This is a genomic window from Ardenticatenales bacterium (assembly GCA_020634515.1).
GTDB lineage: Bacteria > Chloroflexota > Anaerolineae > Promineifilales > Promineifilaceae > JAGVTM01.
In genome coordinates this window covers 229,856-244,017 of the sequence record JACKBL010000003.1, presented here as the reverse complement: position 1 = coordinate 244,017, position 14,162 = coordinate 229,856, and the positions used below count along the sequence as shown (strand labels likewise).

At 59.4% G+C, this 14,162-nt stretch carries 8 protein-coding genes; 6 read left to right on the top strand and 2 right to left on the bottom strand.

The genetic code is table 11. From position 1 onward, the window contains the following. The first annotated feature begins 400 nt into the window (after positions 1–400). The 5 genes from H6650_09905 to H6650_09885 all read left to right on the top strand — a co-directional run bounded on the left by H6650_09905 (position 401) and on the right by H6650_09885 (position 9,457). The gene (locus H6650_09905; protein MCB8952313.1) at positions 401–1,312 is read left to right on the top strand and encodes a pseudouridine-5'-phosphate glycosidase; all 912 of its coding nucleotides are present in this window, start codon (positions 401–403) and stop codon (positions 1,310–1,312) included. Positions 1,313–1,715: 403 nt separating this feature from the next. After that, positions 1,716–3,185: a GAF domain-containing sensor histidine kinase gene (locus H6650_09900; protein MCB8952312.1), complete on the top strand. Its 1,470-nt coding sequence runs from the start codon at positions 1,716–1,718 to the stop codon at positions 3,183–3,185. Between the two features lie 96 nt (positions 3,186–3,281). Beyond that, complete coding sequence (locus tag H6650_09895; protein ID MCB8952311.1) at positions 3,282–4,778, top strand: hypothetical protein; 1,497 nt, start codon at positions 3,282–3,284, stop codon at positions 4,776–4,778. A gap of 252 nt (positions 4,779–5,030) precedes the next feature. After that, on the top strand, positions 5,031–6,617 hold the full coding sequence (gene murJ / locus H6650_09890; GenBank protein ID MCB8952310.1) for a murein biosynthesis integral membrane protein MurJ: 1,587 nt from the start codon (positions 5,031–5,033) through the stop codon (positions 6,615–6,617). A 464-nt stretch (positions 6,618–7,081) separates the two neighbouring features. Beyond that, positions 7,082–9,457 (top strand): AAA family ATPase, encoded by a 2,376-nt coding sequence (locus tag H6650_09885; protein MCB8952309.1) that lies wholly within the window; start codon positions 7,082–7,084, stop codon positions 9,455–9,457. Between the two features lie 70 nt (positions 9,458–9,527). Here H6650_09885 and H6650_09880 read toward each other — a convergent pair whose 3' ends face one another. Together H6650_09880 and H6650_09875 are read right to left on the bottom strand one after the other, a co-directional pair. After that, positions 9,528–10,433, bottom strand: a complete 906-nt coding sequence (locus H6650_09880) for an FAD-dependent oxidoreductase (GenBank protein ID MCB8952308.1) — start codon at positions 10,431–10,433, stop codon at positions 9,528–9,530. A 9-nt stretch (positions 10,434–10,442) separates the two neighbouring features. Next, positions 10,443–11,813, bottom strand: a complete 1,371-nt coding sequence (locus H6650_09875; protein MCB8952307.1) for an NADP-dependent malic enzyme — start codon at positions 11,811–11,813, stop codon at positions 10,443–10,445. Between the two features lie 557 nt (positions 11,814–12,370). Between H6650_09875 and H6650_09870 the strand changes: the two genes are divergently transcribed. After that, positions 12,371–14,149 carry a formate--tetrahydrofolate ligase gene (locus H6650_09870; GenBank protein MCB8952306.1) on the top strand — a complete coding sequence of 593 codons (1,779 nt, stop codon included), beginning with the start codon at positions 12,371–12,373 and terminating at the stop codon, positions 14,147–14,149. Positions 14,150–14,162 lie beyond the last annotated feature (13 nt).

The window sequence follows — 14,162 nt, the reverse complement described above, 5'->3', positions numbered from 1 at the left end:
CTCCTTTCAATATGCATTATGTCTGAATTCAATGGCGGGCTGATCGTGCAGCTTATGGTATGATCACTGTGTGGCGTGATCGGTGCCGTGTGGCCCAAGTGTACACGATAATTGGCAACTATTCAGCTTGCGGGAAGGGGGGCGTGAATAGATGCTGCCGGCCAGGGGTTCGTTCAAAATTGGGTTTCGATTATCCGGCAGGTAAGAATCCGTCCGGCGCGCTTCAATCCCTGTGCGAAGGTTACCTACGGAACGGAAATTAAACAAGACAACGAAGTTGTTTCCTTGCCGTTCCTGCAAACTGACGATGCCATTCCGAACTTTATCTCATCGTCAGTCCTAGACGGAAGCGTGCTGAGGATGCAAGCCGCGCGGAAATGGTTTGGGGTACAGGTTTGTGATGAATCAACTGCTACATTTTTTGCCTGAAGTGGAGGCGGCGCTGCGCGCGGGCGCGGCGGTGGTCGCTCTGGAAAGTACGCTGATCACGCATGGATTGCCTTTTCCCCGCAACGTGGAGACGGCGGCGGCGATTGAGGCGGCGGTGCGGGAGGTGGGGGCCGTGCCGGCAACGATTGCCATCTTGAGCGGGCGGATTCATGTGGGATTGACGGCGGCGCAATTGTCTTACCTGGGCCAGCGTCCGCCGGGGACGGTGCGTAAATGTAGCCGTCGTGACTTGCCGCTGGCGCTGGCGTTGGGGGAGGATGGGGCGACGACGGTGGCGGGGACGATGATTGTGGCGCGAGAGGCGGGGATTGAGTTGTTTGCGACGGGGGGGATTGGTGGTGTGCATCGGGGGCATCCGTTTGATGTTAGTGCGGATTTGCGGGAGTTGGGGCGCACGCCGGTGACGGTGGTGTGCAGTGGGGCGAAGTCGATTTTGGATCTGGCGGCGACGCGGGAGGTGTTGGAGACGAACGGAGTGACGGTGGTGGGGTATGGGACGGATGAAATGCCGGCATTTTACTCCCCCACCAGCGGCCTTCCCGTAGACGCCCGCCTGGACACGCCGGCGCAGGTGGCTGCCCTCGTCCGCGCCCGCCGCCGCCTTGACCTGCAATCCGCCACGCTCGTCACCGTGCCCGTGCCGGCGGACGCGGCCCTGTCCCCCACTGCCGCCGAATCGGCCATCGTTCAGGCCACGCAGGAGGCGGACGCTGCCGGCATTCACGGCCCGGCGGCCACGCCGTGGCTCTTGCAGCGCGTGTTGGAATTGACCGATGGGGCCAGTCTGGAGGCGAATACGGCTTTGTTGCGGCATAATGCCGGCATTGCTGCCCGCATCGCCCGCGTCCTGAGCGAAGAGTGACCCGGTGAATGGGGGAATTCGGGCATAGTCAAAGACGCCCAACCGCCAACTCCCCTCAATGAAGCCATCATCCTATCGAATTTTATTTCCTGTTCGGTATAATGAAATAGTGTAACCGTTCACCACCACCTCCCGAACGCTGTTTTGATGCCAGATAACTTGAATGATGAGACGCTTTGTGCCTGAAATCGAGCTTCCGGGAAGATACCGTGGTACACGGGTTTGGTACTGTCCGCACATTTCCGCTAACTTAATTGCGGACAGCCACTAGGTAGCCCTCCAAAAACGAGTTCGCGTTTTCATCGGACGGCTACTGACAAGCTGTCCGCACAATTCCGCTAACTTAATTGCGGACAGCCACTAAGTCCTGAGCAGTTGATTTGCAACAAACTCCAGGGATGAAATGCGCAAGAAGAAAAACGCCGCCACGCTTCTCCGGGAAGGATTTCGCCGCCTCAACTGGGCTATCTTCCTCCTATTTTTGCTGGGTCTGATAGGAATGGCCGCGGCATTTTGGGGGCTGCGCACGCTGTTATGGCAGGGTGATGCGGCACTCTGGTTGCCGGCATTAGGGTTGGCGGGAGCCGTCCTGCTGCTGTTGGCGGCGTTGGTGATGATGGTCGTCATCCAGATTGGCGGCCAGACGCGGGCGGTGACGCTGGTGAGCGTGGATGATGAGTTGAACACGCTGCGGGTGGCGAGCAACCGGGCGCGCGCTTTGCAGCAGATGGCTTCTACGATTAGCGGCACGCTCAGTTTTGAGCGTGTGATGGATGTGGCGTTGGATGCGGCGAGCCTGGTGCTGGAGGAGTTGGGCGTGCCGGCACAATCCTTGACGGGGGCGGTCTTTCTTTATGATGCGGGGAAGCTGGTTCCGGTGGCCGCCCGCCGTTTTGCCGCCCGTGATTTTGAGCAAGAGGTGGGGGATAATGCCGGCATCATCGCCGAATCCCTCAAAAACGCCGAACCCATCAGCACCGATAAGCCCGCCCAGGACCCCGAACTGCGTAAACTCATCGCCTTTCAAACCTGCCAGAGCGCCGTTTGCATTCCCCTGCGCGCCGGCTTTCAACTCTTTGGAGCCATGATCATCGGCACGGAATTTGGCGTTGAATTCAGCCAGGATCGTTTCGAGTTCTTCAAAGCCGTTGCCGATCAGTCCGTCATCGCCCTGCAAAATGCCCAACTCTACCAGGACCTGCGCGCCGAAAAACAACGCCTGATCGAAGCGGACGAAGAAGCCCGCAAAGAACTGGCGCGCAGCCTTCACGACGGTCCCACGCAAAGCATCGCCGCCATCGCCATGCACATCAACTTCGTGCGCAGCCTCATGGTCAGGGACCCGCGCCAGGCCCTCGACGAACTGATCAAAGTGGAGCGGCTGGCAAAGCGGACCTCCAAAGAAATACGGGGCATGTTGTTTGCCCTGCGCCCATTGGTGTTGGAGACAGACGGCCTGGCCGCGGCCATCGAAGCCGCCATAGAAAAAATCCGCGAGACGGACAAAATCAAGATGCGGCTGGTGGGCGGCGACTACGCGGAATTGTTAGACCAACCCACGCAAACCGTTGTCTTTTCCATCATTGAAGAAGCGTTGGGCAATGCGCGCAAATATGCCGAGGCCAGCATGATCGAGGTGCGTTTATGGCGGGAAGGGGACCTGTTCGTGGCTCGCGTGCAGGATGATGGCGTTGGGTTTGACGTGGGCGAAGTGAACGCCAACTATACGGCGCGGGGCAGCCTGGGCATGGTGAACATGCGCGAACGGGCGGAGCGGATCGAGGGTTCCATCAAGGTTGATTCCGTGCCCGGACGCGGCACGGCGGTGACGCTCATTGTGCCCCTCAAGAAACGAAATGCTCCCGCCGGATAAATGCTCATGAAAGTGCCGCATACCGGTTCATTGGTCAAGGCGCGCCGCGCCGACAAGTACCCCGATCAGCCGTCATAGAAGCTTGTGCAATCCCGTTTGCGGCAGATCCCTCTTTCCGTTCTCTTCTCCTCTAGCCTGGCCGGCTATGTGCTACTGCGGCTGTGGTTCCCCTTTCACCGCTACTACCTGACCGTTCCGCTGCGTGATGTGCGCGGCTTCACGCCCTCGTTGGCGGCGGGGTTGGCCTATGCCGCGCTGTTGTCCGCCCTGTTTGGCCTGCATGGACTGGCCTATGCCCGTGTGCGCCGCGATCCCCCACGCCGTCCGTTTCTGATGATTATGCTGGGTTCACTGCTGCTGGCCGTGCCTCTGCTGACCACATACCCGATCAACGCGACGGACCTGTACCGCTACGCGATTCGGGGGCGTGTGAGCAGCGTTTACGGGCAGAGTCCATTTGTTTCGCCGCCGGACGCTTTCGCGCAAGACCCGTATTTGCCGCTGGCGGGGGAGTGGGCGGGGGAAACATCGCCATATGGCCCACTCTGGGAGGGGGCGGCCAGCGTGGTGACGGGCGTGGCTCCGGCCGATTTTTGGCTGAATTTGCTCTCGTTCAAGGTGCTGGCCGCGTTGGCTTTCTGGTTGATGGGGGTGCTGCTGTGGCGGATTTTGGTGACTGACCCGGACCGATTGTCGCGCGCGGAAAATGCCGGCACGCTTCTCCTCTGGGCCTGGAATCCTGCCCTGCTGCTTATCTTCATCGTCGATGGACACAATGATGCCCTCATGCTGCTCTGGCTCCTGCTCGGCTGGTGGTTCATTCGCCGCCGCCGACCTACCATTGGCTTTTGGGTTGCCGTCCTGGCCGCGCTCACCAAACCCATCGCCTTGCTGGCCTTGCCCTTTCTCTTTCTCGCCGCCTGGCGCAACGCCGCCCGCGTCAACAGCCACTCCCTAAGCCCGCGCCTGGGACCATTTGCCCCCCTGGTTTATGTCTCTCAACTGGCGTTCGTCCTGGCCGCTTTGGGTGGCAGCGCCGCGCTCGTCACCCTTGCCTTTCTCCCCTTTGGCTCGCCGCTGCAACTGGCGGGGCGACTGCTGCGCGAAGCAACCACGTTTGCCGGTTTCTCCCCGGCCACGCTCCTGATTTTGCTTATGGAGCGGTTGGGGTGGTCCCTGACCGTGACGCAAGTCAGTCGTCTGACGACCGTTTTGTTCACCCTGGCGGGGGCGTGGTTGGGCTGGTTGGCGCTGCGCGGGCGGGCGACGCCGCGTAGCATCGCCGATGCCTTCATCGCCTACGTGTGGCAGGCATTGGCCTTTCGCATCTGGTACGCGGCCTGGCCCCTTATCTGGCTGCTGGTCGATGATGATGACGAGGTGGCGCGGCGACGCAGGCGGGTGGGGTTATGGTTTCTTTTCACGACGCAGCTTTCGGTGGTTATCTACGGGCACGTGTGGCAGTACTTGCTGGCGCGGGAGTTCCTGTGGGCGCATCTGGTGGGCGTGCCGTTTGTGTTTGGGCTGCCCTGGCTGGCCACGCGGGATTGGCGGGGACGCGGCAAAAGGCTGGAGCGGCGGATCGATGCGTGAGCAAGCGTTTGTGAATTGATTCACTTCCGTAGGTTTTGCGTCGAATTTGCGTCGAATTTGCGTACAGCATTACTCGGTCTATTGTTCTAAAATACGAAGCATCAAATCTCTTCTTCTCCTCCTTTTGAATGAGAGTCTTGGTTCGGCGCCCTTGACTCTCACGAAATTTCCAGGCCAGCTTTTTAGCTGGCCTGTTTTTTTGCCGCCGGGCAAAGTACGCGCCAACGCCCATCTCGGCGTATAATTCCCCGCATGTCCGCTAATCCCAATTCGTCTTCCCATTCAACCGCGCGCGCGCAGGTGCTGCAAGCTGCCGGCATTGTCATGATGGCCATGGTCCTGAGTCGGCTATTGGGATTGGGGCGCGATGTGGTCATCAACTACTACTACGACGCCCTCAGCCTGGAAGCGAACGCCTACGCCATCGCCAGCCGCTATCCCCAACTCATCTTCACCGTCATTGCCGGCGGCGCGCTTGGCTCCGCCTTCATTCCCACGTTTGCCGCCTATTTCGCCCGCGACGATGCGGAGGGGGGCTGGCGACTATTTTCGGTCATCATCAATCTGGCGACGCTGGCAACGACGGTGGTTGCCGGCATTACGTTTCTCTTCACGCCACAAATTGTCCGGCTGGCATACCCGGAACTGGTGCGCGACAATGCCGCGTTGCTGCCGATGACGGCCGACCTGATGCGCGTGATGCTGCTGTCGCCGATCATTTTCGGCGTGAGCGGGGTGGTGATGGGGGCTTTGAATGCGCGGCAGCATTTTTTGCTGCCGGCATTAGCGGGCAGCGTCTACAACATCGGCATTATGCTGGGAGCCGTGCTATGGCCGGGGAATGTGATGGGGTTGGGGTACGGCGTAGTCATTGGTTCGTTGGGGCATCTGTTGGTGCAAATGCCGGCACTGCGCCAAAAACAAGCCCGCTACACCCCCTATCTCACCCTGCGCGATCCCGGCGTGCGCCAGGTCCTCCGCCTCATGGCCCCCCGCGTCGTCGGCCTTTCCTTTAGCGAGATCACCATCGTCGTCACCCAATTCCTGGCTCAAGTCATGCCGCTGGGTAGCATTCGCGCCCTGGACCAGGCATGGCGCGTCATGAGCATGCCCCTCGGCTTCCTCGGGCAAGCCCTGGGCATCGCCGCCTTTCCCACCTTCGCCACCCTCGCCGCCGAAGCTAACTTCCGCGACATGCGCCGTATCCTGGCGGACACGCTGCGCCTTATCACCTTTCTCGGCTTGCCCGCGGCCGTCCTCCTTGGGGTCCTGCGCCAACCGCTGATAACGCTTTTTTTTCAACGCGGCGATTTCGGCGAAACCGCCACGCAATACGTTGCCTGGGCGCTTCTCTTCTACGCCGTGGGATTGGTCAGCCTGGCCGCTATCGAAGTGATCGCCCGCGCCTTCTACGCCCTCGGCGACACAGTGACGCCCGTGCTGGCCGGTGCTGCGCAGCTTCTGCTCATGATCGTGCTGGGCCTCTGGTTCAGCCGCACCCTTTTCCCCGCCCTGGAATGGCTCCCCTTCGGCGGGCTGGCTCTAGGACACAGCCTCTCCAACTGGGTGGAGATGGGCATCCTGCTCTGGCTGCTGCGACGCAAAATGGGCGGCGTTGATGGCCGGCATTTATGGGATGGTGTATGGCGCATGACCGTGGCGGCGCTGGCTCTGGGTCTGGCAGCGCAGTTTACCTATCACATTAGCCAGGAAGCCGGCGTCCTTCTTTCCCTTGTGCTGGGGGGAACCGCTGGTGGGCTGGCTTATCTGGCCGTCAGCCTGGTGCTGCACCTGCGCGAGCCATACCTCCTGCTGCGGCCACTGCGACGCCGCGCCTGACCGCCTCCTGCAATTCTCAATCTCGTACGGGGGGGGCGCGGAACCTTTTTGCGCCAGGCATATGGCGTCTTCTCCGCGCCGGCTCACCCTTTTGCCACCGGCATGGGGCGAGGCAGGCGGGTGACAGCGGATTGGTCGCCATCCCGATGACGCCCCGCTTCTGCGTGAAACCCCGCAAGACGAGAATGGCTGAGCGTGCAAGTGGCAGGCTGCGAATCCGCAAAAAACGCCCCTCTTACCACAATGTGTTAAAATGCGCATGGCTGCCCGCCAGGCCTGCCTGTTGCCGTTCATCACAACGCGGAGTAACATTCTGTGCTTTTTCGCGGTGTGATGCGCCGGAAGATCGCGCCGCACCAGAACGAGAGCAAAAACAGATGTAACAGCTAAGCCAGATTGGACCAATTTCCAGAGAGCGTTAGTCGTTACGAATAGATCACTTCAGCAAAAGGGAACGTTATTCCATGTCCTTTTCCGCGTTAACGCCAGAACAGCTACGTCGTGTCTGTTCTTTGGATCATGTTTCATTTACGACGACGTCCGATTTGGACGCGCAAAACACGATCATTGGGCAGCCACGTGGAACGCGCGCCATTGAGTTTGGCATTGGCATTCGCAGCCCTGGCTACAATATCTTTGTCCTCGGGGAGACAGGCACGGGACGGATCACGGCCATTCGCCGCTTCCTCCGCCACAAGACGCTTGATCGCTCCATTCCCCCGGACTGGGTGTACGTGCATAATTTCGCCACGCCCCATCGCCCGCGGGCCATTCGGTTTGCCGCCGGCGCGGGCGGCGCCTTCAAGGCGGAGATGGATGCGTTGCTGGTTTGTCTGCGCGAGGATTTGCCCAAAGCGTTTGAGAATGAGTCGTATCGGGATGAAGTGGAGAAGATTCGGCTGCGATTTGAGGATCGACAGTCGGAGGTTTTTACGACGGTGCAGCAGAAGGCGCAGGCGCAGGGGTATACGATTTTGCGCACGGCAGCGGGTTTGGACATTGCGCCCCTGGTGGATGGGCAGGTGATGACGCCGGAGATGTTCCAGCAATTGCCGGCAGAACGCCAGCGCGCTATCGACAAAGAAACCCAGGCGCTCAATGCCGAACTGGAAGACGCTTACTACCAGATTCGTCTCTTTGAAACAGATACGCGTGCCGGCATTGACGCCCTCAACCGCCAGGTCGCCGAAACGACCCTTGCCCACACCTTTGCCCATTTGCGGCAGCAATACCAGGCGGAAAAAGAAGTCCTCACCTACCTGGAAGAACTGTACAAAGACATCCTGGACAATGTGGCCGACTTCCTCCCCAACGAGGAGCATGAGGGTGAGTTGGACCTGCGCCGCTACACCGTCAATCTGCTTGTGGACAACAGCCAGACCAGCGGTGTGCCCGTTATTTTCGAGGCCAATCCCACCTATCCCAATCTGTTTGGACGCATTGAGTACGAAATGATCTATGGGGCCATGACCACCCACTTCACCAACATCAAGGCTGGCAGCCTCCATGCGGCCAATGGTGGTTACCTGGTGCTCAACGTGCGCGACCTGTTGCAATACGAAACCTCCTGGGAGGCGCTCAAGCGCGCCCTCAAGGAGCAGGAGATTCGGCTGCAATCGCCAGGGACCTTTGATGGCGGCAGCCAGGTGCTGGCAAAATCGCTGGACCCGGAAGCCATTCCGCTTTCCACCAAGATCATTCTCCTCGGCAGCCCGCGTCTCTATTATGCCCTCTATGAAACGGACGAGGATTTTGGCGAGTTGTTCAAAGTGAAGGCGGATTTCAACTCGGATATGCCCCGCAATGATGAAAACGAGTTGGAGTATGCGCGCTTTATTGCCAGTCGCTGCCAGGAGGAAGGTTTGTGCCACTTCGACCGTTCTTCCGTCGCCAAAGTGATTGAGTATGGTTCTCGCCTCAGCGCACATCAGGACAAGCTGACAACGCGCTTTGGTCTGGTGACGGACATTGTGCGCGAGGCCAGCTACTGGGCTACACTGCGCGGCGCGGATATGGTGACGGCGGAAGACGTGAAGAAGGCGATTGATGAACAGGTTTATCGGGCCAACGAGGTGGAGGAACGCATCCAGGAGCAGTTCGATGAAAACATCATTATGGTGACGACGGAAGGAAGCGTGGTGGGGCAGGTGAATGGCCTTTCCGTGTTGGATATGGGGGATTATGCTTTTGGGCAGCCCAGCCGCATTACGGCGCAGACGTACATGGGTGAAGAAGGGGTAGTCAATATCGACCGCGAGGTGGAGATGGCCGGTCCGTTGCACAACAAGGGGCTGCTGACGCTGGTTGGCTATCTTGGCGGCACGTATGCGCAGGATCAGCCGCTATCTCTTTCCGCCAGCCTGGCGTTTGAGCAAAATTATGGGGGGATTGACGGAGATAGTGCTTCTTCGGCGGAGTTGTACGCGCTGCTTTCCAGCCTGTCCGGGGTTCCGGTGAATCAGGGAAGGGCGGTGACGGGTTCGGTGAATCAGCGGGGCGAGGTGCAGCCAATTGGCGGCGTGACGGAAAAGATCGAGGGGTTTTTTGCGCTGTGCAAGAAGCGGGGGTTGAATGAAGACCAGGGTGTGTTGATTCCGGTGGGGAACGTGAAGCATGTGATGGTGAGTGAGGAGGTGGTGGAGGCGGTGCGCGCGGGGCGTTTTCATGTGTGGGCAGTGCGCACGATTGATGAGGGGATCGAGTTGTTGATGGGCAAGAATGCCGGCAAACGCAACAAAGACGGCGCGTATCCCGAAGGCAGCATCCACTACCTCGTCCAGGCCCGCCTGCGCGAACTGGCCGAAGAACTCAAACAATTTGGCGAAAGCGACGACGAATAAGAGCAGACTACAAAAGTCTCCAACCGACGCTGACACCAACACGCCCGGCCAAGACTTTTGTAGTCTTCGTTCATAGACGCGGCAGCAAATAATCGTAGGCGCTGAGGGCCGCCTTCACGCCCTCTCCCACCGCCACTAATACCTGCTCCGCGTAGATGTTCGTCACATCTCCGGCGGCGAAAATGCCCGGCGTGCTGCTGCGATTGTAGCAGTCCACCTTGATGAAGCCACTTTCGTCCAAAGCCACCAGGTCCGCCACCATTTCCGAGTTCGGCAGCAGCGCCTCTTCCACGAACGCGCCATCAATGTCGATCTCCTGTTGTTCTCCCGTGGGGCTTTGCACGACCACCCGATTACAATACCCGTTGCCCTTGACGGCCTTGACGTGATACCGTTCCAGGATGGTCACGTTGGCCGCGCGGCTCAACTTCTGCCCCAGATCGGTACGCAGCATCTCTTTTGAGGGGCCAATCACGTGGACGTGCGCGGCTACGGTGGCTAACTCGCTGGCGGAGCGCAGCGCCAACTCTCCATCCCCAATCACCGCCGTTTCCTTGTCAATGAACAGTGGCGCGTAGCTCAGCGCCGAGTAGCAGAGGCCACGCGAGAGATACTCCCGTTCTCCGGGCACATTCAGCCACTGCTGCCGCGCCCCCGTAGCCACAATCACCGCGCGCGCGAACAGTTCGCCGCCCCCCTTCGTGTACACCGCAAAACCATCATCTTGCCGCTCGACGCGCGTGACGGATTCCATGTGGCGGGCGAACTTCAGGTACTCCAGTTCACTGCGAAACTTGTTCACGACCTCAATGCCGTTGATCACCTGGTACGCTTCAATATCGGGCAGTTCCAGATGATAATTCGTTTTGCCGCCCAAATCCTGGGAAACAAGAAGCACATTCAATCTTTTGCGGATGGCGTAGATGGTCGCGGTCAATCCCGCCGGGCCACCGCCAATTACGATTAAGTCATACATCGTTTTACCTCACATTTCGTCCGCGGGGGCTTCGGCGATGAAGCCATTGTCCATCATCATGCGCGTCAACTCGCGCGAGCGGCCAATCATGGCCGTAGCGTGGTTGTAAAGCGCATCGTAGCTGCGCGTCAATCTGGCGACGCCCTGCTCCTGCGCCATCATGCCTACGGCGGCCGCCTCTCGCGGGAAAACTTCCCAGTCATCCATCGTCGGCAAGATATGTTCGTCGTCCAGGCGGTCCCCAATTTGCGTCGCCAACGCCTGCGCCGCCGCGAAGCACATCTCATCTGTGATGGTGTGCGCGCGCACATCCAGGACGCCACGGAAAATGCCGGGGAATCCGAGCGAATTGTTTACCTGGTTGGGGAAGTCGGAGCGGCCCGTGGCCACGATGCGCGCGCCGGCGGCACGCGCTTCCCACGGCCAGATTTCCGGCACGGGGTTGGCGCAGGCAAAGACGATGGCTTCTTCGTTCATGCGCGCTACCCATTCGGGCAAAATGGTGTCAGGCCCGGGCCTGGATAGGGCAATGACCACGTCCATGCCCGCGAGCGCCTCGGGAATGCCACCCTGCCGCCCGTCTCCGTTAGTGACCTGGCAATAGTGCCATTTGTCCACGTATTCCGCGCGGCGCAGCGCCAGATCGCGGCGATGGTCGCCCAGGATACCTTTGCTGTCCACCATGACGCAGTGGGTAGGGTCGACGCCCCAGGCGAAGATGAGGCGGGCGCACGCGACGTTAGACGCGCCACAGCCAACAAAAGCAATGCGCACGTCTTCCTTCTGCTTCCCCACCACTTTCAGGGCATTCATCAACCCGGCCAACGTGACGGTGGCCGTCCCTTGCTGATCATCGTGCCAGACGGGGATTTCCGCTTTTTCGCGCAGGGTGTCCAGGATGCGGAAGCACTTGGGTTGGGCGAGGTCTTCCAGATTGATACCGCCAAACGAAGGTTGCAGCATCAACACGGCATCAATGATGCGCGCCGGATCCTTGGTGTCTAGCATAATGGGGACCGCGTCCACGCCGCCGAGATACTTGTAGAGGAGCGCCTTACCTTCCATCACCGGTAGACCGGCCTTCGGGCCGATGTCGCCCAAGCCCAACACGCGCGTGCCATCGCTGACGACCGCCACGGTATTCCACTTGTTCGTGTAGTCGTAGACTTTCTCAGGATCGGCGGCGATGGCGCGGCAGGGTTCGGCGACGCCTGGCGTATACCAGATGGCAAAGTCATTGAAATCGCGCACGGTGCATTTCAGCGCCGTCTCTATTTTGCCCCGATAGAAAGGATGCAACTTCATCGCCGCCGCCGTAGGTTTACGCGCCTTGGCGAGAAGCTCCGTAACGTTGACGGTTTCTTCTTTTATTTTCAACATGACGTGACTTCCTTGGGAGGGGCGAGGGGCGAGGGGCGAGTTGACTCGCAAACTCGCGTACTCGCAAACTCGCGTACTCGCAAACTCGCATACTCCAATTGAAGGGGGGGAGAGGGCTATCCCACGACTGTTCCTGGTAACATGATCTGGCTTTTATGGGGCGAACACAAGTGATGTTTTGGTTGTGTATGGCGTGATGAATGTCATTTGATGCCGGCATGGTATCTTCTCAATAAAGTGGGGCGAAGTTGGTTGAGCCTGTCGAAACCAATGGCCTTCGACAAGCTCAGGCTGCGGGTTCCCCGAAATATTGAGAAAGTTACCCGGCACGGATAACAAACGACAATCGTCTGACAAGAATGCACTTTTCCCCTGCCAGGGTGACATTCCCTGTGTATAATTAACCCCGACTTGCAACTGTTCAGGTTCTCAAGGTAGAATCGCCAGTCTTTCATACGTGCGGGGCCATCGCTTGAGAAAAATCAGCAGGGTTTCATAACATGGCGTTACCCAATCGCTAAAATCAGACCCCACATTCCTATCATCAAGGAGAAAAAATGAGCACGCATAATCGAATTCATCCAGTCCCTTCTGACCTGGAGATTGCACAGGCCGCGACCGTTCGCCCGATCATGGAAATCGCCGCGGACCTGGGATTGGAGGCAGATGACCTGATCTTGTTTGGACGCAACAAAGCCAAAGTGCATTTGGACGTGCTGCAAAAAGTGGCCGACCGCCCACGCGGCAAATACATCGACGTAACGGCCATTACGCCTACACCGTTGGGCGAAGGGAAAACCACGACGACGGTCGGTTTAGTGCAGGGATTGGGCGCGTTGGGGCACAAGGCGATTGCCTGTATTCGCCAGCCGAGCCAGGGGCCAACCTTCGGCATCAAGGGCGGGGCGGCCGGCGGCGGCTACAGCCAGATCATTCCTATGGAAGATTTCAATCTTCACCTGACAGGGGACATTCACGCCATTACGGCGGCCCACAATCTGGTGGCCGCGGCGATTGACGCCCGCTGGTATCACGAAGACCGCATGAGCGACGCCCAGCTAGAGGCAAGCGGCCTGAAGCGGTTGGACATCGATCCTTATAGCATCACCTGGAACCGCGTGATCGACGTGAATGACCGGGCGCTGCGCAACATCATCATCGGGTTGGGGCCGAAAGTGGATGGTCGCCCGCGGCAGTCAGGGTACGACATCACCGTCGCCAGCGAGATTATGGCGATTTTGGCTTTGGTGGACGGGCACGATTACCGCTCCACGCTGCGCGACCTGCGCCAGCGATGCGGACGCATCGTCGTCGCTAGCAGCAAGGACAAGAAGCCGATCACCCTGGAAGACCTGGGTGTGGCGGGAGCCGTGACCGTCTTGATGAAGGACGCCATCCATCCCAACCTGATGCAGACGTTGGAAGGGCAAGCGGCCTTCGTCCATGCGGGGCCGTTCGCCAATATCGCGCACGGCAATTCCTCTATCGTGGCCGACCGTATTGCCCTGCATCTGGGGGATTACGTGGTCACGGAGTCCGGGTTTGGCGCGGACATTGGCATGGAGAAGTTCTTCGACATCAAGTGCCGCTATTCAGGGCTGATTCCAGACTGCGTGGTGCTGGTGGCGACGATTCGGGCGTTGAAGATGCACGGCGGTGGGCCGCGCGTCGTGCCCGGTAAGCCACTGGACAAGGCGTACACGGAAGAAAACCTGGAGCTGCTGGGCAAGGGTATGGACAACCTGGCGGCGCACATTCGCAACGCGCGTCGTTATGGCGTGCCCGTCGTGGTGGCGGTGAACAAGTTCCACACGGACACGGCGGCGGAAGTGGCGCTGGTGCGGCAGATGGCCGTATCCGCGGGTGCGGAAGTGGCGGCCATGAGCGATCATTGGGCGAATGGCGGCGATGGCGCCCGGGAATTGGCGCAGGCAGTGGTGGCCGCGTGCGAAAAACCGGCGAATTTCGAGTTTCTTTATCCGCTGGATGTGTCTATCAAGCAGAAGATCGAAACCATCGCCCGCGAGATTTATGGCGCGGCGGATGTGAGTTACGAGCCGTTGGCGGAGCAGCAGATCAAGCAGTATGAGGCGAATGGGTTTGGCGGATTGCCGATTTGCATGGCGAAGACGCACTTGAGCATCAGCCACGATCCGTCGTTGAAGAACGCGCCGACCGGTTTTACCGTGCCGGTGCGCGAGGTGCGGGCATCCGTGGGCGCGGGTTTCATTTACCCGCTGCTGGGCGAAATGCGCACGATGCCCGGCCTGGGCAGTAAGCCCGCGTACATGAACGTGGATATTGATGAAGATGGACGGGTCGTTGGCCTGTTTTGATAGGATTGGCGCA